Source organism: Agrobacterium sp. 719_389, from assembly GCF_900188475.1.
Classification (GTDB): Bacteria; Pseudomonadota; Alphaproteobacteria; order Rhizobiales; family Rhizobiaceae; genus Agrobacterium; species Agrobacterium radiobacter.
The window spans coordinates 133,788-154,606 of record NZ_FYEM01000010.1 but is presented as its reverse complement, the minus strand read 5'-3'; the positions used below and the strand labels follow the sequence as shown (position 1 = coordinate 154,606).

Annotated in this window: 18 protein-coding genes; 3 read left to right on the top strand and 15 right to left on the bottom strand. The window is 60.4% G+C overall.

Annotated elements, in window-relative coordinates:
* Nucleotides 1-59: 59 nt before the first annotated feature.
* Entirely contained in the window at nucleotides 60-245 is a 186-nt protein-coding gene (locus CFB10_RS18845) for a hypothetical protein (protein WP_003508485.1), read from the top strand.
* On the opposite strand, the gene CFB10_RS18840 is transcribed toward CFB10_RS18845, so the two are convergent.
* From CFB10_RS18840 to CFB10_RS18830, 3 genes are all read right to left on the bottom strand, one after another.
* Nucleotides 246-872, bottom strand: a complete 627-nt coding sequence (locus CFB10_RS18840; RefSeq protein WP_020010055.1) for a class I SAM-dependent methyltransferase — start codon at nucleotides 870-872, stop codon at nucleotides 246-248.
* A gap of 8 nt (nucleotides 873-880) precedes the next feature.
* Entirely contained in the window at nucleotides 881-1,549 is a 669-nt protein-coding gene (locus CFB10_RS18835) for a pseudouridine synthase (protein WP_020010054.1), read from the bottom strand.
* A gap of 140 nt (nucleotides 1,550-1,689) precedes the next feature.
* Nucleotides 1,690-2,277, bottom strand: coding sequence for a YigZ family protein (locus CFB10_RS18830; protein WP_020010053.1), 588 nt, complete (start codon nucleotides 2,275-2,277; stop codon nucleotides 1,690-1,692).
* Nucleotides 2,278-2,330: 53 nt separating this feature from the next.
* Here CFB10_RS18830 and CFB10_RS18825 point away from each other — a divergent pair, with 53 nt between their 5' ends.
* Nucleotides 2,331-3,575 (top strand): TIGR03862 family flavoprotein, encoded by a 1,245-nt coding sequence (locus CFB10_RS18825; RefSeq protein ID WP_020010052.1) that lies wholly within the window; start codon nucleotides 2,331-2,333, stop codon nucleotides 3,573-3,575.
* Here the strand turns inward: CFB10_RS18825 and CFB10_RS18820 are convergent.
* The 3 genes from CFB10_RS18820 to CFB10_RS18810 form a co-directional block, all read right to left on the bottom strand.
* Nucleotides 3,567-4,628: a glycine betaine/L-proline ABC transporter ATP-binding protein gene (locus CFB10_RS18820; RefSeq protein ID WP_026363577.1), complete on the bottom strand. Its 1,062-nt coding sequence runs from the start codon at nucleotides 4,626-4,628 to the stop codon at nucleotides 3,567-3,569. The two genes, CFB10_RS18825 and CFB10_RS18820, sit on opposite strands and share 9 nt — an antisense overlap.
* A complete protein-coding gene (locus tag CFB10_RS18815; RefSeq protein WP_020010050.1) occupies nucleotides 4,621-5,508 on the bottom strand; it encodes a proline/glycine betaine ABC transporter permease in 888 nt (295 codons plus the stop codon). Before CFB10_RS18815 ends, CFB10_RS18820 begins: the two co-directional genes overlap by 8 nt.
* A gap of 212 nt (nucleotides 5,509-5,720) precedes the next feature.
* Entirely contained in the window at nucleotides 5,721-6,719 is a 999-nt protein-coding gene (locus CFB10_RS18810; RefSeq protein WP_020010049.1) for an ABC transporter substrate-binding protein, read from the bottom strand.
* 364 nt (nucleotides 6,720-7,083) lie between these two features.
* On the opposite strand from CFB10_RS18810, the gene CFB10_RS18805 reads away from it, so the two are divergent.
* On the top strand, nucleotides 7,084-10,059 hold the full coding sequence (locus CFB10_RS18805; protein WP_020010048.1) for a PAS domain-containing protein: 2,976 nt from the start codon (nucleotides 7,084-7,086) through the stop codon (nucleotides 10,057-10,059).
* A gap of 24 nt (nucleotides 10,060-10,083) precedes the next feature.
* On the opposite strand, the gene CFB10_RS18800 is transcribed toward CFB10_RS18805, so the two are convergent.
* From CFB10_RS18800 to CFB10_RS18760, 9 genes are all read right to left on the bottom strand, one after another.
* A complete protein-coding gene (locus CFB10_RS18800; protein WP_026363576.1) occupies nucleotides 10,084-11,028 on the bottom strand; it encodes a glyoxylate/hydroxypyruvate reductase A in 945 nt (314 codons plus the stop codon).
* 127 nt (nucleotides 11,029-11,155) lie between these two features.
* Entirely contained in the window at nucleotides 11,156-13,504 is a 2,349-nt protein-coding gene (locus tag CFB10_RS18795; protein ID WP_020010046.1) for a polysaccharide biosynthesis tyrosine autokinase, read from the bottom strand.
* Nucleotides 13,505-13,612: 108 nt separating this feature from the next.
* Complete coding sequence (locus CFB10_RS18790; protein ID WP_026363575.1) at nucleotides 13,613-14,518, bottom strand: UTP--glucose-1-phosphate uridylyltransferase; 906 nt, start codon at nucleotides 14,516-14,518, stop codon at nucleotides 13,613-13,615.
* A 67-nt stretch (nucleotides 14,519-14,585) separates the two neighbouring features.
* Complete coding sequence (locus CFB10_RS18785) at nucleotides 14,586-15,581, bottom strand: glycosyltransferase family 2 protein (RefSeq protein ID WP_020010044.1); 996 nt, start codon at nucleotides 15,579-15,581, stop codon at nucleotides 14,586-14,588.
* The gene (locus CFB10_RS18780) at nucleotides 15,581-16,525 is read right to left on the bottom strand and encodes a glycosyltransferase family 2 protein (RefSeq protein ID WP_020010043.1); all 945 of its coding nucleotides are present in this window, start codon (nucleotides 16,523-16,525) and stop codon (nucleotides 15,581-15,583) included. The genes CFB10_RS18785 and CFB10_RS18780 overlap by 1 nt, the downstream gene beginning before the upstream one ends.
* Entirely contained in the window at nucleotides 16,522-17,520 is a 999-nt protein-coding gene (locus CFB10_RS18775) for a glycosyltransferase family 2 protein (RefSeq protein WP_020010042.1), read from the bottom strand. Before CFB10_RS18775 ends, CFB10_RS18780 begins: the two co-directional genes overlap by 4 nt.
* A gap of 17 nt (nucleotides 17,521-17,537) precedes the next feature.
* Entirely contained in the window at nucleotides 17,538-18,719 is a 1,182-nt protein-coding gene (locus CFB10_RS18770) for a glycosyl transferase family 1 (RefSeq protein WP_020010041.1), read from the bottom strand.
* A gap of 83 nt (nucleotides 18,720-18,802) precedes the next feature.
* Nucleotides 18,803-19,594 (bottom strand): glycoside hydrolase family 16 protein, encoded by a 792-nt coding sequence (locus tag CFB10_RS18765; RefSeq protein ID WP_020010040.1) that lies wholly within the window; start codon nucleotides 19,592-19,594, stop codon nucleotides 18,803-18,805.
* A 4-nt stretch (nucleotides 19,595-19,598) separates the two neighbouring features.
* Nucleotides 19,599-20,708 carry an acyltransferase gene (locus CFB10_RS18760; protein ID WP_026372536.1) on the bottom strand — a complete coding sequence of 370 codons (1,110 nt, stop codon included), beginning with the start codon at nucleotides 20,706-20,708 and terminating at the stop codon, nucleotides 19,599-19,601.
* Between the last annotated feature and the right edge of the window lie 111 nt (nucleotides 20,709-20,819).

The following is a 20,819-nucleotide window of genomic DNA, read 5'->3' as shown; positions in this document are numbered from 1 at the left end:
ATTGATAAGGAACCGCCGACCTGCGGTCACGTTTTCCCCTTTGTTACACGGAGGGCGCCATGCAGATCATCGACAACAAGACCATAGACGGGAACAGAACCAAGCCGATCCTCAACGTCGCGGAATTCTGCAGGCGTTACCGGCTGGACAAGGCCGAGGAAACCCGGCTCCGAAAGCTGTTCGGCGAGTTCGCCTCGCGGCACGAGCTTCTGATGAATGCGCAGCGCAAGCCGAGCTTCCGCTGATCACTCCTCCGGGTCGAGAGATTTTCCGAAGATCATGAAGACATCATAACGGGTGTTCTTGCCCATTATCTGGTGCGAAGGCTTGCGAATGCCCGGCATCGGCTCGGCGCGCAGGGGCCATTTCAGAACCACCCGCCTCGTCGCATTCTCCAGCGCAGCCTCCATCAGCTCCACCTGATCCGGGTCGGAGCCAACCAGTTCTCTCAGCACCCGCATCTCCTTTTTCACCAGCGCCGTGTTATGGCGCGGCGGATGCATGGGGTCGACAATCACCACCTCCGGTGAAAGTTCTTTCAGCAACTGGCGTGAATCTCCGTGAAGCAGCGTCATGCGCGCCGCCGCCTCGGCATAGGCGCCGCCCGCCTCCAGCGCGCGGCGAATGCCATCGGCGAGGTGAGCATGCATTCCCGGCGAGCGTTCGATGAGGGTCACTTCCGCGCCGAGTGAGGCAAGCAGAAAGGCATCCCGCCCGAGCCCGGCCGTGGCATCGACGATCTTTGGCGTGCGGCCCTTTGTGAAACCCGCGGCTTTCGGCAGAGCCTGTCCGCGCCCTTCGCCGGAGCGGAAACGGTGTCCGACTGCACCGCCGACAAAATCTACTACGAAGCTTTCGTCTTTTTCTTTCATCGCAGGCCTCAGAAGGGGCAGGGCACGGTATAGGTGACGTCACGGCCATCGGGATGGCGGAACCCGACCTCCTGCGCATGCAGCATCAGACGCGGCGCGGCGGCGAGCGCTTCGCCCTCGGCATAAAATTCATCGCCGAGAATGGGGTGGCCAAGCGCCTTCATATGCACACGCAATTGGTGGGTGCGGCCGGTAAGGGGGGTCAGCGCCAGCCGCGTTGCCGGAAGCGGCAATCGCTCCAGCACCCGCCAAAGGCTCTGCGCCGGCTTGCCATTTTCATGGTCGACGCGGTGGCGTGGCTTGTTTTCGGGATCGATGGCGAGCGGCAGGTCCACTTCCCCCGCTTCTCCCACAACCTCTCCCCAGACAATGGCGACATAGGATTTGCGCGTCTGGCGGTTTTCAAACTGCGACGCAATCGCCGCATGCGCCCTGCGGTTCAGGGACATCAGCACGATGCCTGACGTGTCCTTGTCCAGCCGGTTGATCATCAGTGCTTTCGGGAACTGTTTCTGCACGCGCGTCATCAGGCTGTCGGAAAGCGCCGGATCGCGCCCCGGCACCGAGAGAAGCCCGCTCGGCTTGTCGAGCACCAGCAGGTCGTCGTCGCGGTGCACGATGGTGAGCCAGGGGTCGAGTGGCGGATTATAGACGGGGTTGGAAAGCTCGCGTGACATGTCGTTTCCTTAGCACGAATTGCGCATTCGGACAGGCGCTAGAGCATTTCCAGGAAAAGTGGACTCCGGTTTTCCGTCGGGAAATGCGTCGAAACAAAGAGTTAGAGTGTTTTCGCAATTCGAAGAAAAGCGAAAACACTCTAGTCGGGAATATGGAGATTGACGCGCCCGCTGGTCAGGTCGCTGAGAAGCCGGGTGAGACGTTCGGCTTCCTTGACCGGAACCGAGAGCAGCATATCCGCGCCGGTGCCGGTAAAATCCTCCCTTTCCAGCCGCAGGTTCTGGGTGGCGGAGAGGCGTGATTTCACCAGCGCCAGATCGGAGAAGGGGCAGCTCAGCGTGGCGCTGACGTAAGCGATGACCGGTGACGTCTCGCCTAACCGCAGGCAGGCCGCCGCCGTGCCGCCATAGGCGCGCATGAGCCCGCCGCTGCCGAGCAGGATGCCGCCGAACCAGCGGATGACGAGAACGGCGACATTATCCAGCGCCTGCCCGTCGATGGCCTGAAGGATCGGTTTCCCGGCTGTTCCCGAGGGTTCGCCGTCATCGCTGAAACGATAGGTCTGGCCGTTTCGCCATGCCCAGCAATTATGGTTCGCGTCGGGATCGGAATGTGCCGCAAGGAAGGTCTTCGCATCCTCTTCGCCCGTCACCGGCGCGGCAAAGGCGATGAAGCGGCTTTTCTTGATATCCTGAGAAAAGGAAACGGGACAGTCGAGCGTGAACATGGGCGTTTCAATAACGCATATATTCGCATGCGGAAATCGGTATAAGGCTCGGAATGGCGAAGATGGCGATGGAGAAGGTTTTGAGGAAGGCGAGGCAGGTTGCTGTTATCGGCGGCGGGCCGGCGGGGCTGATGGCGGCCGAAATGCTTTCGGCCGCGGGCCATGCCGTGACGGTGTTCGAGGCGATGCCGACCCTGGCGCGCAAATTGCTGATGGCCGGAAAATCCGGCCTCAACATCACCCATGCCGAAGACTATGACAGTTTCCGTCAGCGGTTTGGCGAGGCGGAACCGCAGCTGCGTGCGGCCCTCGATGATTTCACGCCTGACATGCTGCGCGACTGGGTGCAGGGGCTGGGGCAGGAAACCTTTGTCGGCACCTCGGGCCGGGTGTTTCCCACAGTCATGAAAGCCTCGCCGCTGCTGCGGGCATGGCTCGCCCGGCTGGAGGCGCAGGGCGTGACCATCAGGACGCGGCATCGCTGGACGGGTTTTTCCGGCGAGAACCTGGTTTTTTCGACACCGGAGGGCGAAATCACTATCAAGACTGATGCCGTGCTGCTGGCGCTGGGCGGCGCCAGCTGGCCGCGTCTCGGCTCCGATGCCGCATGGGTTCCGGCGCTTGTGGCCAAAGGCGTCGAGCTCTCCCCGTTCCGCCCGGCCAATTGCGGTTTCGACGTTGACTGGAGTGATGTCTTCCGTGAGCGTTTTGCGGGTGAAGCGGTGAAATCCACGGTCACCATTTCGCCGGCAGGAGCCTTTCAGGGCGAATTCGTGATAAGCAAGCATGGCATTGAGGGCAGCGTGATCTATGCCCATTCCGCCGCCCTGCGCGACCGGCTGGAACAGGCGGGCAAAGTATCACTCGTAATTGATCTTGCGCCGGCGCGTACGGTGGAACGCCTCAGCCTGGATCTGGGGAAGCTCGGCCGGAAGGAGAGTTTTGCAAACCGCATGCGCAAGGCGGCCGGCCTGTCGGCGGTGAAGGTGGGGCTTCTGCGGGAAATATTTCCCGACATCGCCGCCATGCCGGACGAGTTTGTCGCCGCGAGAATAAAACATGCGGAGATACCGCTTTTGCGGGCGAGACCGATTGCCGAGGCGATTTCGTCTGCCGGCGGTATCGCCTGGAGCGGCCTTGATGAAAGCTACATGCTGAAAAAGCTCCCCGGCATATTCGCTGCCGGGGAAATGCTGGATTGGGAAGCGCCGACCGGCGGTTATCTGCTCACCGCCTGTTTCGCCACCGGCAAGGCCGCCGCAAAAGGCATGGCCGCGTGGCTTGAAGGCTCAGCCTGAGAGCCGTTCCGCCGCGCCCGCTTCTTCACCCAAAGCGGTCCTGACGAGGCAGCGCATGATGGCGTCGGTGGTGACGGCGCCGAGCGCCTTGCCATTTTCTCCAACGACCGTGGCGCTGCTGACATTTTCCCGGACGAGCGCGCGCAGGCCCTCTTCAACCGTCATATCGGCATCGAGCTGAAGCCGCGACTGGCCGGAAAACTCCGGCTGGACGATGGCGCCGAGGCGAATGACCCTGCCGCGATTGACCTCCTCCACGAAGGCCTCGATATAGCTGTCAGCCGGCGACATGACGATTTCGGCGGCCGTGCCCTGCTGGATGATTTCGCCATCGCGCAGAATGGCGATCTTGTCGCCCAGCCGCAGGGCCTCGTCGAGATCGTGGGTGATGAAGACCACGGTCTTCTTCAGTTCTTTCTGCAGTTCCAGGAGCACCGTCTGCATGTCGACGCGGATGAGCGGATCGAGCGCCGAATAGGCTTCGTCCATCAACAGGATTTCGGCATTGTTGGTGAGCGCCCGCGCCAGACCCACACGCTGCTGCATGCCGCCGGAAAGCTGGTTGGGATAATGGTTGGAGAAGCCTTCCAGCCCCACGCGCCTGATCCAGACTTCCGCCCTTTCCTCCCGTTCGCGCTTGTCGACGCCCTGCACTTCAAGGCCATAGACGACATTCTGCAGCACGTTGCGGTGCGGCAAGAGGCCGAATTTCTGGAACACCATCGCCGTCTTGTGGCGGCGAAATTCCAGCAGGTCCGCTTCGTTGAGGCGACAGACATCGGTGCCGCCATAGAGGATTTCGCCAGCGGTCGGGTCGATCAGCCGGTTGACGTGGCGGATCAGCGTCGATTTGCCGGAGCCGGACAGGCCCATGATGACGGTGATCTGCCCGCCCGGCATGGTGATGTTGATATCACGCAGACCGAGCACGTGGCCATGTTTGGCATTGAGATCCGCCTTGGACATGCCGGCCTTGACGGGGTCGACATAGCTGGCCGCCTTGGGGCCGAAAATCTTGTAAAGGCTGCGAATTTCGATCGATTGACTAGCCATGCGCCACTTCCCGGTGTTTTTGCAGGCGAAGACCATAGGCCTGGCTGATGCGGTCGAAGATGATGGCGATGCCGACGATGGCAAGCCCGTTGAACACGCCGAGCGTGAAATACTGGTTGGCGATGGCCTTCAACACCGGCTGGCCAAGACCCTGCACACCGATCATGGAGGCGATGACGACCATGGCGAGCGCCATCATGATGGTCTGGTTGATGCCGGCCATGATGGTGGGGAGTGCGAGCGGCAGCTGCACCTTGAAAAGCTTCTGGCGCTTCGAGGAGCCGAAGGCATCGGCAGCCTCCAGCACGTCGCGGTCGACCATGCGGATGCCGAGATTGGTCAGCCTGATCATCGGCGGTATGGCATAGATGACGACGGCGATAACGCCGGGCACGCGGCCGATGCCGAGCAGCATGACGACGGGAATGAGATAGACGAAACTCGGCATCGTCTGCATCACGTCGAGAACGGGATTGACCACGCTCTGCAGGCGATTGGAGCGCGCCATGGCGATGCCGATCGGCAGGCCGACGACGATGGACAGCACCGCACAGACGAAGATCATCGAGACCGTCTTCATCGTGTCTTCCCACATGCCGAACCAGCCGATGGCGAAGAGAATGCCGCAACACAGCGAAACAATGGTGGCGCTGCGGCTGCCGAACCAGGCGAGCGCGCCGACAATAAGAATAACGACCGGCCAGGGTGCGCCGATCAAAAGCCTTTCCGCCCAGATGAGGAAGCTCTGAAGGGGGGTAAACAGCCCCTCGATTGCGCCGCCATAGGTTCGGGTGAAACCTCGGAACCCCTCGTCGATGACTTTTTTCATCGCGCGCAGAGCATCGTCATTCATGGTCGGAAATTTGAAAAGCCATTCCATATCCTGTTCTCCATGACGAACCGGAGGCGGGAATCGATATCCTCCGCGCTCCGGGAGTAAAATCGCCAGAGCGCCGCGCATCCTTCAGGATGCAGGGCGGAACGCTCTGCTGAACCGGCGCATCGCCACCGAAAGCCTTGGGCGTTTCGGAGCCGGTGCGGCGTCGCCGCTGGCGAACGCCGGTTGCCGGGCAGGTATGTAAGGACCGGTTTTTAAAGGGCGGCCTTGACCTTTTCCGCGACCTCGGGAGAAACCCAGTCCTTCCAGAGAGCTTCGTTTTCCTTCAGGAACTGCTTGGCGCCATCTTCACCGGTCGCCTGGTTATCCGTCATCCAGGCGATCAGCTTGTTGACTGTGCTGTTGGTCCAGGCGCGCTTGTTGAGATAATCCATGGCGGGGCCGGCACGATCGGCAAATGTCTTGCTCACCAGTGTCTGCACGTCGTCTATCGGCCAGGCGTTCGGCTTGGGATCAGCGCAATCGGCGACGGAGGTACAGCGCTTCCATTCGGCCGCGTCATATTCGGTGCCGAAACCGAGTTTCACCATCTCGTATTTGCCGAGAAGCGAGGTGGGCGCCCAATAATAGCCGACCCAGGGCTGCTTGGCTTCGTAAGCCTTGGCGATGGAACCGTCGAGGCCGGCAGCGGAACCGGTGTCGACGAGGGTGAAGCCGGCCTTTTCACCGCCGAAAGCCTTGAACAGCTGCGCGGTAACGACAGTGCCGCCCCAGCCCTGCGGGCCGTTGAACACAGCGCCCTTGGACTTGTCTTCGGGCGACGGGAAGAGTTCGGGGTGTTTGAAGAGATCAGGAATGGTCTTGAGATCGGGGTTGGCTTCGGCGACGTATTTCGGAATCCACCAGCCCTGAACAGCGCCATCGGAGAGGATTTTTGCGGCCGCGACCACTTTGCCGCCTTCCAGACCCTGTTTGACGATTTCCGGCTGCAGGCTGACCCAGGCCTCAGGCGCGATATCCGGCTGGCCTTTTTCGGCCATGGAGGTCAATGTCGGCACGGTGTCGCCGGTCACGATTTCGGCGGAACAACCATAGCCCTTTTCAAGAATGAATTTATCGAGATTGGCGGCAACTTCGGCGGATTGCCAGTTCATGCTGGCGATTGTCACGTTTCCGCAGTCGGCGGCATAGGCTGCGCCGCCTGAAAAGGCGAAGCCGGCGGAAAGAATTGTGGCACCCAAAAGTATTTTCATTTTTGTTCCCTCTGGTCGCGGTGTGGCGAAGACCCGGGCGCCGACGGCACCGCGACCGCCAGCACCCTTATTGAGGCTTAATAATTCCTTTGTCGCCATCCCGTTTGCGGCAATTTCTGGCGTATTGAGGATGGCAATCGTCAAACGAAGGCGGGATCGCGGGGATATATTAGAGAAAGTTCTGGCACGAAGGTGCTGAAATGTCTGATGGTTTTGTACTCGTCCTGCGACATTTACGCAGTGATGGAACTTTTTCAATTTTCTCAAAAGCTTGGGAACAATAAGCGGAAGTTTCTGTTTTCTTGGACTTTTATCCTGTTCTGTATTACGGGAGATTTTCTCTCGGTTTTTGTGGTGATGTTGAATGACCAATCTTCGTGCTGCCCCGGTATGGCCGATCGGTGGTGGTGAAACGGGTGAGCTTGTGCGCCGCTTCGACTGGTCGAAGACATCGCTCGGTCCTATTTGCGAATGGCCGCAAAATCTGAGGCAAAAAGCCAATTCAGTCGTCAATTCCCCCATTCCGCAGGTGCTGATGTGGGGCAAGGATCATGTGATGATCTACAATGACGGCTATGCGGAGATCGCCGGCAATTATCACCCGCAGGCACTGGGCGGAACGGTGCCCGGCATCTGGCCGGAAATATGGGACTGGAACAGCCGTATTCTCGAAGCCGGTTTTCGCGGTGAGGTCATGGCCTATCGCGACCAGCCGATGACGCTGATGCGACATGGCCTGCCGGAAGAGGTGATCTTCGATCTGTTCTACACGCCGATCTACAATGAGGGCGGCACGGTGGACGGCGTTTTATGCACCGTGCTTGAAAATACCGACAAGGTGAAGGCCGTGGAGGCGCTGGAGCAGAGCCGCAAGGAACTAAGCCGGCTCACCAATGCCCTGCCCATTCTGGTCGGATATGTCGATCGTGATTACGTTTATAAATTCGCCAATGACGGCTATCTGGAATGGTTTGGCCGCCGCGCCGACGAGGTGATTGGCCGCAGCGTTCCCGAAATCGTCGGCGAGGCGTTTTTCGAGGCGCGCAGGGCCTATCTGGACCGCGCGCTCGCCGGTGAAAAGATCGTTTCCGACACCGTGATCCACAGGCCAGACGGCACCATGCGCGCCGCCGAAATCCGCTATGTGCCGCGCTATATTACGGATGGCTCCATCGATGGCATCTATGTGCTGATCATCGATATCGAGGACCGCAAGCGCTCGGAACAGGAAATCCTCATCAGCAACAACCGTTTCCGTGCGGCGGTGGATGCGGTGCACGGCGTGTTGTGGACCAACAGCGCCGATGGCAGGATGCTGGGCGAGCAGCCTGCCTGGGCCACGCTGACGGGCCAGACGCCGGAAGAATATCAGGGTTTTGGCTGGGCGGACGCCGTCCACCCGGAGGACAGGCAGGGGTCTGTCGAAAGCTGGAACAGCGCGGTCGCGGAAAAGTCGACCTATGTCTGGGAGCACCGCGTGCGCCGTCATGACGGCGTCTACCGTACTTTTTCGATCCGCGGCGTGCCGATTTTTGGCAAGTCCGGCGCGATTGCGGAATGGGTCGGCGTCCACACCGACATAACCGAGCAGCGGCGTGCCGAGGATACGCTCAAGGAACACGCCAGCAATCTCGAGCGCGAAATTCGCCACCGCATCCGGGCGGAAGAGCAGCTTCGGCAATTGAATGAAGGCCTTGAAGCCCGTGTCGAAGCGGAAATGGCGGAGCGCCGCCAGACCGAAAAGGCCCTGCAACAGGCGCAGAAGATGGAATCCATCGGCCAGCTGACCGGCGGCGTCGCGCATGATTTCAACAATTTGCTGCAGGTGATCGGCGGCAATCTGCAACTGCTCTCCAAGGATGTGAGCGGCAATGAGCGCGCTGAAAGGCGGCTGGAAAATGCGCTGGCCGGCGTCCATCGCGGCGCAAAGCTGGCCAACCAGCTGCTGGCCTTCGGCCGCCGCCAGGCGCTGGAACCGCGCGTCATCAATATTTCCCGTTTTGTGACCGGCATGGACGATCTGCTTCGCCGCTCGCTCGGCGAGGCGATCGAGGTGGAGGTCATCACCTCGGGCGGCCTCTGGAATACCTATGCCGATCCCAACCAGGTGGAAAATGCGCTTCTCAATCTCGCCATCAATGCGCGCGACGCCATGGAAGGGCAAGGCAAGCTGACCATTGAAGTGGGCAATGCGGTGCTTGACCGCGATTATGCCCGCAAGCATTCGGAGGTTTCGGCGGGGCAATATGTCATGCTCGCCGTCACCGATACGGGTTCGGGCATGTCGCCGGAAATCCTTGAGAAGGTCTTCGAGCCGTTCTTTTCGACCAAACCGGAGGGCAAGGGCACCGGTCTCGGCCTTTCGATGGTCTATGGTTTTGCAAAACAGTCCAGCGGCCACGTCAACATCTATAGCGAGGTGGGGCAGGGCACGACGGTGAAGATGTATCTGCCGCGCTCCGCCGCCGATGAGGACCGGGAAGTAGTGATGCCGACCGGCCCGGTGGAGGGCGGAACGGAAACCATTCTTGTGGTGGAAGACGACGAGGAAGTGCGCAACACCGTCGTCGAGACGCTGAGCGATCTCGGATACCGCGTGCTCACCGCCCGTGATGCGCAGGCCGGTTTGACGGTGGTGGAAAGCGGCATTCCGATCGATGTCATCTTCACCGACGTGGTAATGCCGGGGCCTTTGAAAAGTCGGGAAATGGCGCGCCGCGCACAGGAACGGCTGCCCAATCTCGCCGTTCTCTTCACCTCCGGTTACACCGAAAACTCCATCGTGCATGGCGGCAAGCTGGATGCCGGGGTGGAGCTTCTCTCCAAGCCCTATACGCGCGAAGCGCTGGCGCGGCGCATCCGCCATGTGATTGCCAACCGCAAGCAGGTTTCCCTGTCGAGAGCGCGGCCGGCAGCTGCGCCGGGTTATTCCAAGCCTTCCGAACCGGTGAGGACTGTCGAAAACGAAAACCAGTCCATACGTGTCCTTCTGGTCGAAGATGACGAGCTGATCCGGATGAATTCGACGGAAATGCTGTCGGATAGCGGCTTTGCGGTCGTCGAGGCCGAAAATGCGGCCCAGGCCCTTAAGGTGATCGAGGCTGATCCCATAGACGTTCTTGTCACCGATCTCGGTCTGCCAGACATGAAGGGCGGCGAGCTAGCGGTGGAGGCTCTGCGCCGCAAGCCGGGGCTTGCCATCGTGTTTGCGACGGGCGACAGCCATCTGCCGGAAGGGGCGCCCGAAAGCGCGGTGCTGCTGACCAAGCCCTATGACGAACAGCAGATCGTCTCGGCCGTCGAACAGGCCCACACGGCAAAGAGCGCGGTGGCGGAATAGTCCGCCTGCCGCTTCGTGGCCGGCTTAGTAACCTCTGATCATGTCAACCGTTTCCGGCAGCCTGCCGGTCTCACGCCATACGCGGACATTGCCCGCGACGATCCGGGCCGAACTCTCCCGGCTTGTCGGCGCGGAAATATGCGGGAGAACGGTGACTTTCGGGTGCTGCCAGAATGGCGAAGCCGTCGGCAGCGGCTCCTGTTCGAAGACATCGAGAACGGCATGCGAAAGGCGGCCGGCATCGAGCGCCGCGATCAGGTCGTTGGCGACGATGACCGCACCGCGGGCGAAATTGATGAGCGCCGCCCCCTGTTTCATTGCGGCGAGACGGCCAGCATCGAGAAGGCCACGCGTCGCGTCGGTGAGCGGGACGAGGCAGACGAGAATGTCGCTTTTTTCCAGCAGGGCTTGCAGCCCGGCATCGCCGGTCAGCGTTTCCACGCCTTCGATCACCTTGGCCGAGCGGCTCCAGCCGGCGACGTTGAAGCCCGCATGGATGAGGCGTTCGGCTGCAGCGGTGCCAAGCGCTCCAAGGCCGAGGAGACCGATGGTCATCTCGCCGGGATGGCGGTAGTCCAGCTCCTGCCAGACGGCCTTTTGCTGGTTTTCACGATAGGCCGGCATGTCGCGCTGCAGATAATAGGTCCATGCCAGCGCGGCTTCGGCCATCACGCGGGAAAGCTCCGGGTCCTTCAGCCGGACGATGGGGGGAGCCTTGTCGCCCAGCTCCAGCACCAGCCGCTCGACGCCCGCCCACAGGCTGTGAATCCATGTGAGGCCCGGAAGTGCCGCAATGTCGGCCGGATCGGGATTGGCGACGATGGCGAAATCCACTGCCCGTCGCTGTTCACCCGTCAATTCGGAGAAGGAGAGGATGTTCTCCTGCGGCATGGCGGCGCGCAGCGCCTGTTTCCAGACGGCTTCCGTCTCCGCATTCATCCGTGAAACAAAGGCGATGGGTGATGGCATGGCATTGGTCCTGCTTGCGGTTGGCTTTCCGCCATCAATGCGCAATTTCGGGGGGCAATGCCATGGGTTTATCGTTCGAATCTTCCACAGAATAAAACGGCCCGGTTTTCACCGGGCCGTTTCACGATTACGCCTCTTCCTTCACCGGCGGCTTCGCATCGCCATAATAGGCCGAGAACTTCTCGTGATAATGCTCCGAACCGCCGGGGCCGGCATAACGCTGCAGTTCCGTCATGTCGGTCTTGTTGAGCACGATGCCGAGCGTCTTGTTGGCGATCTGCGGCTCGTTGGCCATCAGGTTCTGCACCATCTGGATCGGCGTCTTGCCCCATTCGGTGACGAAGACGAAACCGTCCACCTGTGGTGCAAAGGCCTTGGCGTCGATGACAGGGACGACGGGCGCAAGGTCAACGATGATGTAATCGCAGGCCTCACGGGCAGAATCGATGAATTTGCGCATGCCGGAGGAAGAGAGCAACTCGCTCGAATGGGCGAACTGGTTGCTGGTCGAAACCGGCAGGATGCCCATTTTCGTGCGCGTATCGACCTTTACCGCCTGCGTCCACGGAATTTCATCGAGCACGACTTCCACCAGACCGGCGGATTGCCGTGTCGTCAGCATGCGGCTGAGGCCGGGATTGCGGATATCCGCATCGACGACGAGGGTGCGCTTGCCGGTGGAGGCGATCAGCCCGGCGAGATTGAGCGCCACGACCGACTTGCCTTCGTTCGGCAGGCAGGAAATGACGCCGATGACCCGGCATTGACGTTCCTGAATGACGACATCCGCGGTCAGCTTCACGTTGCGCAGCGTTTCCGCGAAACTGGAGCGCGGGCTGTCGACGGCAAGGCGCAGCATTTTCTGGAACGAGACCTGCCCGCTTTCGTCAAGCGTGGCATGTTCGCCGCCGGGGGTGGCGGCGCTGGTGCCGGCCTTGGCGTTTTCCACACCCCTTTCACCGATGAAGGGCAGGTAGCCGAGAAAGCGCATGCGCAGATTGTCACGCACGTCATTGCCGGTGTGGAAGAAGCGATCCCGGAACTCGAGAAGCGCTGCGATACCGCCGCCCAGCATCAGGCCGAGAACGACCGAAAGCGCCATGGTCATGGTCTTTTTCGGGCTGGAAGGCGATGTCGGCAGGCCCGCTTCGGAGATGATGCGCGCCTTGGCGATCGGCAATGACTGTTTCTGCGACGCTTCCTCGAAGCGGCCGAGATAGGACTGGTAGAGCGTGCGCAACGCCGTTGCCCGCTGTTCGAGTTCACGCAGCTGCACCATGGTGATGTTGGCTTGAGAATTGCGACCAGCTACCTTGTCGATACTGTCACGCAACGACTGCACGCGCGAATTGGCAACGTCGACCTCGTTCTTGAAGCTGCCGGTCAGCTGCTGCAATTCCTGGAAGATTTGCTGCGAAATCTCTTTTTTCTCGGCGTCGAGCGCGGCCGCCTGCGGATGGTCGGCGCCGAATTGCTGGACGATGCCGCGCTGCCTGTCGGAAATGGTGATGTAGCGCTTGCGCAAATCCTGAATGACCGAGTTGTCGGTATCACGGGCCGACACGACGGCATTGTCGACAGCTGTCTCCGGCCCGCGGTCGATAATCGACTTGTACTGGCTGTAGCGGGCAGAGGCAGTAGCTGCATCCGCCTGTGCGGAAATCAGTTGGCCATTAAGATCGGCAAGCTGGCTTTCCGACATAAGCTCACCGCGTGAGGATACGATATTGTTGTCAGACCTGTATTTCTGAACTGCAAGCTCGGCGGCCTGGGCGCGCTGGTTGAGGTCGGTCATGCGTTCCTGCAACCATACAGAAGCGCGCTCGCTAGCGTCGAAATTGGCGTTCAGCTGTTCGGTGAGGTAAGCCTGCGCATAGGTCTTGGCGATCTGCGCTGCCAGCTGGCGGTCGGTCGAGCGGGTGGAAATGGCGATGACCGAGCTGCGTCCGACACGTTCCACCGTCAAGGACTGCTGCAGCACGGCGGCGGCCTTTTCGCGGCGTCCGGCGCGGATTGCGGCTTCGGAGACGGGCGGATCGCCCGGCAGGACGAGATCAAGGATACCACGCACGGAGGTTTTGACGAGTTCGACCGGCGACATCGGTGGATTGACGATGGTGTCATTCTCATCGAGTCTCGCCTTGTCGACCACTGTCAGCGCCATTTCCTTGGATTTCAAAATTTCCACGGCGCTGGCGATACGGTTGTCGACGATCTGGGCGGCGGGCACCGGCGATTCCTCTTCCGCATAACGGGAAAGGCTTTCATCCAGCAGCACCTGCGTCATCGCGGTGTAAACGGGGGTCGCAAGCACCAGATAAAGGCCGGCCAGAACCACGGCTGCAATGACGGAGGCGGCAATGACATTGGCACGACGCACCACGGCGGCCCACAGGCGGTCGAGGTCGATGAACGTGTCGGAATCCTTGCCGGACTCCGGAAAACCGATATTGGATTTAAAGGTCTTGTGGTGCATGGACCTACCTTGTGAATTAAAAATGGTACGCGGGAAGCCGAGCAAACTCGCCTTCCCGCCTCCCGTTATTGGTGCGCCGGCCGCCTCCCCCCGGCGGCGCGATTAAAATCAGGCCGCCTGGACGCGGCTTTCGTGGTTCGCCACCAGTTCCTTCACCGAAGCGAGAACCTGGGCCTCCATGTCCGCGCGCAGCAGCGAGAAGGCGACGTTTGCGGCGATGAAGCCCTGCTTGCTGCCGCAGTCGAAGGTGCGCCCGCTATATTTCTGCGCATGGAAAGACTGCTTTTCCGCAAGCCGTTTCATGCCGTCGGTCAGCTGGATTTCATTGCCCGCGCCGCGCTCCTGCTTGGCGAGGATGTCGAAGATTTCCGGCTGCAGGATGTAACGGCCATTCAGGTAATAATTCGAAGGCGCCTTGGATGGTTCCGGCTTTTCGACCATTTCGGTGACCGCAAAGCCGTGATTGACCTTCTGGCCGACGCCGACGACGCCATAGGACGATACTTCCTCGGGCAGGCATTCCTCGACGCCGAGAATATTGCCGCCGACTTCATCGTAAAGCTCCATCAGCCCGGCAATGCAGCCGCGTGCGCCATAGGACACCATGTCAGGCAGAAGCAGCGCGAAAGGCTCCTTGCCCACCAGTTCGCGCGCACACCAGACGGCGTGGCCGAGACCAAGCGGCACCTGCTGGCGCGTATAGCTGACGGTGCCGGCAACCGGCAGCATCTTTTCAAGCTGCAGCACCTGCACGGTCTTGCCGGAGCGGGTGAGCGTATTGATGAGTTCCGGCGCGCTGTCGAAATAGTCTTCGATGGCGGTCTTGTTGCGGCTCGTGACGAAAATAATGTGCTCGATGCCGGCCTGCATGGCTTCGTCAACGGCATATTGCACGACCGGACGATCCACGATCGTCAGCATTTCCTTTGGCATCGCCTTGGTGGCGGGCAAAAACCGTGTGCCGTTGCCAGCTACGGGAATGACGGCTTTTCTGACAGTTTTGTTCAGGTCCATCGCGTTCTCCTTCATCAAGGTTTGATCTGTCCCCAGTCCCCGCGCAGATTTCGTCTACGCGTCAATTTCACGAAATCTGTCTTTTCACCCCTGTATTCGCTCCGGGCGCAAACATCGCGTCCCGCAGCCTCCTCAGCCGCACTGCAATCGGCATTCTTAAGTGCCCCAGCACGGCCGGATCTCGAATTGTGGTCTTCAAGGCGCCGAGTACCGAGCGGCTCTTGATGTTTTCCACCAATGTCAGAAAATTATGCGCCAGCCGCAGGCTGCGGCTTCTCGCCTGCTGCGCATCCATGGCGGCGGGCAGCAAAGTGTAGTGGCTCAGGAATTCCTGATCCGCCCGCATCATCGCTTCGACGTGATGAAGTTCAAGCACGCGCGAAATCGAGCCTTCGCGGATATTGTAGATGTAACCCGGCTTCGGTTCGATGACGCAGAGGCCGCCGGCGGCGAGCGCCGAGGCGAGCAGGATATAATCCTCGCCGATGCGGATATCCTCGCGGAAGCGCAGTGCCTCGCTATTGAGGAAATCGCGCCGGAACATCGGTTTCATGTAGCCGAAATTGAAGGTGGAACGGAACAGGATGTTGGAGGAAATGAAGTCCTCGAGCGTGAGGGCGGATCGTTCCTCCAGAAACTCTTCCGGAAACATCGTCTCCATCGGTCTGCCGTCGGTATAGACCACGTCGAGATTATCGACAGCGATGTCAGCATTGGCGGCGTCCGCCCGGCACATCATGCAGGCGGAACGCTCCGGGCGGATGACGTCGTCGGAATCGAGCACGGCGATCCAGCGTCCCGTCGCGGCCTCGATGCCGGCATTGCGTGCACCACCCGGACCGCGGTTTTCTTCCAGCGCAAGCAGGCGGACGCGAGGGTCGATGGCGGCAATCGCCTCAACGAAGGGGATGGTATCGTCGGCGGAACGGTCATCGACGACGATAACCTCCAGCGTCACACCCTGCTGGTCGAGCGCGCTTTGAACGGCGGCTTCGATCGTATCGGCGGCGTTATAGGCGGCGATGACGAAGCTGATATCGGGCGGGGAGGTGAGATTTTCCATCAGGTCGCCTCCACCGCGCCATACTGGCGGATTTCGCGCACACCGAAGGCGCCGCTCATCGAACCCATATGCAGCGCGCCACGCAGCGCATAACGGTTGCGGCGCACGGCGTTGAAACCGCTCAAGGCGGCGAATACGCCGCAATACAGCACTTTCGAACCGGCCTTCAGCACCTGAACCACACGGCGTGCACCCGGTTTCTTTTCAGCCAGCACCCGGCCGTGCGTCTGGCCGGAGCGGAAGCGGCGTTTGGCAAGCCACATGAAGCTTGCCCGATTTTCCGGAACCGGTTCCGACAAGACGGCTTCTTCCGCAAAGACAATGCGGCCGCCGGCGGCGTGAAGATGCGAGAAGAAATGAGTGTCCTCGCCGCCGCTCTGGCCGAGCGCCAGCGCGAAGCGCCGGCCCTTCACCGAAGGCGCATCCATCTTGAGCAGCGTGTTGCAGGTATAGCCGGTGATGATCTCGCCATTCACCCACACCGGAACTGTCGAGTGGAAATCGCCGCGTTTCATCCAGCCCGGCGCATTGTCCCGGTAAACCGCCGTTACGGGGCCGAGGACGGTTTCCGCACCGGTCTCGTCGGCTTTTTCCAGAAGGGCGGCCAGCCAATGCGGCGGCGCGGTCTCGTCATCATCGATGAAGGCCAGATAGTCCGCCTGGCATTCCGACAGGCAGGCATTGCGGGCAATCGAAATATTCGATTTCGGGCAATGAACATAGGTGATCTCGAAGGGCGCGGTTTCACGCAGGCGATCGACGCTTGCCTTGGCGCTCGGCTCCTCGTCATTATCGGCCACAATCAGGCGAACTTTCACGCCTTCCGGCACGTCCAGCTCGAAGAGTGACAGAAGTGTGGCGACGAGCGCCGGGCGTCTGTAGGTGCAGATGCCGATATCGACGGTCTTGAGATTTTGCGTGCCGGTGACGGTGTTGTCGGTCATGAGACAGCCTTTCTTCCCCGGAATTTCAGGAGTTCCAGCCAGAAGCCGGTGGACCAGGCCAGATGCATCACCATCGCCGAAAAGGCGGCGAGCGGGCCGTATGGGTTTTGCTGACCTATTGCCATCCACAAGCCATAACCCACACATGCGGCGATCCAGAGGCCGAGCGGAATAAGTGCGGCCCAATGCACGAGCGACAGCAGCGCGAGAATGAAAACCGGCAGGACGGCGAGCGGAATCATCTGGCGGATTTTCGGGATCGAGCGATGTTTCAGGAGGTTCTTCGCCCGGCCGCGGCCATAGGCGAGATATTGCCTGAAGAGCGGCATGACGCTTGCGCGCGGATAATAGGTCATGCGGGTCTTGTCGGTCATCCAGATGCGGAAACCGGATTTGCGCAGCCGGAAATCCAGTTCGGCATCCTCGTTATGGCTGAAGCTCTCGTCATAACCGCCCACCGCATCGAAAGCGGCGATCCGCATCAGCGCGTGGTGGCCGTGGTCTATCCAGTGGCCTTTCGCGCCCTCGCGGTGCTTGGAGCCGCCATTGCCGAGCTTGGAGTTCTGGGCGATGGCCGTCGCCTTCTGGAACAGGCCGTGGCCGACCGTATCCATGGCGACGACGACGGAATCCGCACCGGTGCGTTCCGCATCCTCGATCAGCCGCTGGCAATAATCATCGGGATAATCGCCATGGGCGTCGATGCGGATGAGGTAATCGAAATCCTCGCCGAAGGTGGCGACGGCAAGATTGATGCCGGCGCTCTGGATGCGCTTCGGATTGGCGAGAAGCGTGACGCGATCGTCCTTTGCGGCAAAGGCGGAAACGATATCGCGGGTCCCATCCGTGCTGCCGCCATCAGCAACCACGATGCGGAAGAGACGTCCCTGCATCGCACCGGTAAATTTGACAAGCAGCCCCTCGATCGTCTTCGCCTCATTGAGGCAGGGTATGACGATCAGCGTTCTGATGCCGGAATGACCAAGACCTTCCATGATTTGCCCCCTACGCACTACACGGGTGAAAACTGCGCTTCGCGGGCGTGGCCGGAGGCGGATTTGGCGAAAGAGGACAAGTGCTGGACCAGCTGACGGCAATCGTCGCGGTCGGTCAGCCATTGTTTCCTGTCTGTTGTCGAGAGGGTGTTGAAGGCGTCCGCATAGATTTGCGGGTTCATCTCCGCAAACAGGGCGGCGAGATCGTCAGCGCCGGCATTTGGCAGGACAAAGCCGATATCGCGCTTTTCGATGAAACGCGCGGTTTCCGTGCCGGCAAGCGCAATCGGCAGGGTGCCATAAAGGCAGCCCTCATAAAGCCGGTTGGGCAGAAGCCAGCTCGAATTCTGGCCTTCCTCGAAAAAGTCGATCGCCCAGGTGAACTGCACATCGTTATAGATGGCGGCGAGGTCTTCGGGGTTCTTGTAAGGCCCGTGGAAATGCACATGCGGGGCGGCGGCTACGAAACCGTCGAAATCTGAAAACTCCGAATAGGCCGGTCGGCCGCGCAGGATGATTTCGACCCTGCCTTGCATGCGTCCGGCAAATTCGGCGAGGATCTCAAGTGATTTGCGGCAGCGAAGCGCGCCGAACCAGCCGATTTTCCACGGCTCGCCGGGGGCGGGCGGGCGCGGTTGCGGGGCGGCGGCAACGGCGGTGTCGAGCGCCAGCACCTTGTTTTCCTGCAGCAGGACGGGAAGGTCGAGGCCCGACACGGGCTTGAAATAATGCTCCACGAAGGCTGGAGAACTGGTGATCAGCAGCTTCGCGTCGCGGGCGAAATAACGCTGGGCGGCATTCAGCATCTGCCCGGGCTTGCCCTTGTTGAGAAGCAGGCGGTGAATGTCGAGACATTCATAAACCAGCGCCGGCTGCCCGGCATAGATCGACATGGCCCGCTTTGCCAAAGCCAGCATTTCCAGGTTTCTGGCAAGAATGACATCGGGCGCGGGGATGTCGTTCAGGGTTTTGCCCAGCGAGAGGCTGGCTTTCGCCACCGCCGCCATGCGCTGCAGAAACTGCCCGTCGGCGGTTTCCCCGAGCACAACGGGCACGACGCCTTCAATCTCCGCCAGCCGGTTCTGCCCGCGCCGAAAACCGGCCAGCGTGACCCGTGCCCCGCCCGCAAGCAAGGTCAGCACCCGCCGGCGAATGGCGGGGTCCGACAGATCATGCGCGAGATAAAGAACATGGGTCATGCAGGGTTCCGGTTGGTTTCATGCGTCAGAGACGCCGCAGCTCAGGTTTTGGTGCAAGAAATCGGAGCGGTTCAAAAATGCGGTCAGTTAAGGGCGCAGGCGATGGACTCTGGAAACTGGCATTTGTCGCCGAGCGCCGTGAAGGCAAACCGGTCAACGATCATTTGTGATGGTCCCGCATAGGAGAACCGGCCCATCCAGTCCTTCAGCGTGTCGGTGCCCCACAGGCTGAAGAAAATCTTCTGGGCGTTCTGGGGGATTTTTGTCTCGTCCGTCACTTCATGGACGAGCTTGCCGTTGACGTAATAACGCAGGCGCTGCGGCTCCCAGACGAAGGCATAGTCATTGAAGCCGGCATCGGCGCCGCCTTCCACAGGCACCAGCTTCTCATTACCGCCCTTGGCGGAAATATACTGGTTCAGCTGCACCTTGCCCGTGTTCTTGCCGAGAACCTCGAAGTCGATTTCATCGTGCGGCTTCTTGTCGGTCGGGCCGATATAGGTGAAGAAGGCGGAGTTCAGGCCGGAGCCGGTGGCGGCCTTCATCCGTGTTTCATAGGTGCCGTAGCGATAACGCCCCTTGGTCTGGATTTCACCGCAGGCGAAGTTGCGATCACCGGCCTTGGCTTCCTCGAAACCGAGCGTGAGCTGGCCGTTTTCCACCGTCGCCAGCTTCTTCGACCAGGTGCAGTTCTGGTGCGCGCCGTTGTTCCAGCCGTCGGAAACGTACCAGAAAGATCGGTCCATGGAATCGAAGTTCTCGATGAAGGACGCGCCGTTGCCTTCCTGCGCGTGGATCGGCGTTGCAAAAGCTGCGGCCGAAAGGGCCGTGGCAAGAAGAATGCGTGTCTGAACGCGGGTGACAAATGTTGTCATTGGTTCACCTCTGTCGTTGCGAATAAAGCGTTTCGGATGTGGGCGGGCCGATCATGGAGGCCCGTTTGGTCGCAAAATCGGTCATCGTCTTGCGTTTGCCGTTGCGGCTTCCGGTGAGCACGGAATAGACGGCGGGTAGATATTTCCGCGTCTGCGCGTTGCTGATGATCAGAATGACGAAGGCGGATAATGTCGCGGTGATGTAGAAGGCGGGATAGAAGTCCGGCCCGCCCTTGTTCCAGACCATCCACATGATGACCAGCAGGGGATAATGGGCGCAGAATATCCAGAAGCTCAGGCTGCCGGTTTCGGCAAGCCGCTGGCCAAGCCGGCTGCGGATCAACAGCGCGGAGGATGCCCAGAAGCCGAGCGCGCCGAAGACGGCAAGCAGATTGCGCGACATGTTGAGCCAGAAGGTGAATTCCGGCCCGGTGAAATAAAGTCCCGTCGCCAGCATGGCCGAGGCGACAAAGGTCAGCGCCATGATCGGCACGGCGTAGGGGTCGAGCGCCTTGACGTCGATACGGTGGAGGGCAAGCGCGATGCCGAGGGAGAAGCTGAAGAGAATGGATTTCTTCTGGACGATGAAAATCGTCAGGTCAGGCATGGCGGTGATGAAGAGCAGGATGGCGAGGGTCGGCAAGGCGAAGCGGCGCATCAGAAAGGCGAGCACCGGCGACAGCAGGATGCAGACGAACAGGTCGCGCAGGAAATAAAGCGGCACATTTACCGGCAGCTCTTCGAGTGCGGTTCCATGGCTGATGATTTCACGCGGGCTGGCGTTCCACAGATCGGGGAAATATCCGATGCCGATATCGAAGAGCTGGATCAGCAATACGGCCGCAAACAGCGCGCCATTCCACAGAAGGAAAGGCAGCAGCACGGTTTTCGACTTGGAGCGTATCGTCGCCGGATAATCGAACCCGCTCATGCCGCGGCGAAACAGCAGATAGCCGGAAATGGCGCTGAGACAGGGAACACCAATGCGAAACAGCGCATCGCCCAGAAAAACCCGCAGCCAGTCAAAGAAGCCGTAAAGGCCAAGAAACGGGCTGGTTTCGGCATCGTGCGGCACATGGACGAACACGATCCCTGATATCAGCAATATACGCATCAAGTTGATACGGGAGGATAGGTTCTGATCGACAGTCACATCAGTCACCCCTATTGGGCGGCGTCCACCCACGCCGCGTTGCAACCAGAGCGAACTTAAGCCCGCGCTGAG

Excerpts from the sequence above, each read along its gene's own strand:
- CFB10_RS18845 (WP_003508485.1), top strand. The coding sequence starts at position 60 with ATGCAGATCATCGACAACAAGACCATAGACGGGAACAGAACCAAGCCG.
- CFB10_RS18840 (WP_020010055.1), bottom strand. The coding sequence starts at position 872 with ATGAAAGAAAAAGACGAAAGCTTCGTAGTAGATTTTGTCGGCGGTGCA.
- CFB10_RS18835 (WP_020010054.1), bottom strand. The coding sequence starts at position 1,549 with ATGTCACGCGAGCTTTCCAACCCCGTCTATAATCCGCCACTCGACCCC.
- CFB10_RS18830 (WP_020010053.1), bottom strand. The coding sequence starts at position 2,277 with ATGTTCACGCTCGACTGTCCCGTTTCCTTTTCTCAGGATATCAAGAAA.
- CFB10_RS18825 (WP_020010052.1), top strand. The coding sequence starts at position 2,331 with ATGGCGAAGATGGCGATGGAGAAGGTTTTGAGGAAGGCGAGGCAGGTT.
- CFB10_RS18820 (WP_026363577.1), bottom strand. The coding sequence starts at position 4,628 with ATGGCTAGTCAATCGATCGAAATTCGCAGCCTTTACAAGATTTTCGGC.
- CFB10_RS18815 (WP_020010050.1), bottom strand. The coding sequence starts at position 5,508 with ATGGAATGGCTTTTCAAATTTCCGACCATGAATGACGATGCTCTGCGC.
- CFB10_RS18810 (WP_020010049.1), bottom strand. The coding sequence starts at position 6,719 with ATGAAAATACTTTTGGGTGCCACAATTCTTTCCGCCGGCTTCGCCTTT.
- CFB10_RS18805 (WP_020010048.1), top strand. The coding sequence starts at position 7,084 with ATGACCAATCTTCGTGCTGCCCCGGTATGGCCGATCGGTGGTGGTGAA.
- CFB10_RS18800 (WP_026363576.1), bottom strand. The coding sequence starts at position 11,028 with ATGCCATCACCCATCGCCTTTGTTTCACGGATGAATGCGGAGACGGAA.
- CFB10_RS18795 (WP_020010046.1), bottom strand. The coding sequence starts at position 13,504 with ATGCACCACAAGACCTTTAAATCCAATATCGGTTTTCCGGAGTCCGGC.
- CFB10_RS18790 (WP_026363575.1), bottom strand. The coding sequence starts at position 14,518 with ATGGACCTGAACAAAACTGTCAGAAAAGCCGTCATTCCCGTAGCTGGC.
- CFB10_RS18785 (WP_020010044.1), bottom strand. The coding sequence starts at position 15,581 with ATGGAAAATCTCACCTCCCCGCCCGATATCAGCTTCGTCATCGCCGCC.
- CFB10_RS18780 (WP_020010043.1), bottom strand. The coding sequence starts at position 16,525 with ATGACCGACAACACCGTCACCGGCACGCAAAATCTCAAGACCGTCGAT.
- CFB10_RS18775 (WP_020010042.1), bottom strand. The coding sequence starts at position 17,520 with ATGGAAGGTCTTGGTCATTCCGGCATCAGAACGCTGATCGTCATACCC.
- CFB10_RS18770 (WP_020010041.1), bottom strand. The coding sequence starts at position 18,719 with ATGACCCATGTTCTTTATCTCGCGCATGATCTGTCGGACCCCGCCATT.
- CFB10_RS18765 (WP_020010040.1), bottom strand. The coding sequence starts at position 19,594 with ATGACAACATTTGTCACCCGCGTTCAGACACGCATTCTTCTTGCCACG.
- CFB10_RS18760 (WP_026372536.1), bottom strand. The coding sequence starts at position 20,708 with ATGCGTATATTGCTGATATCAGGGATCGTGTTCGTCCATGTGCCGCAC.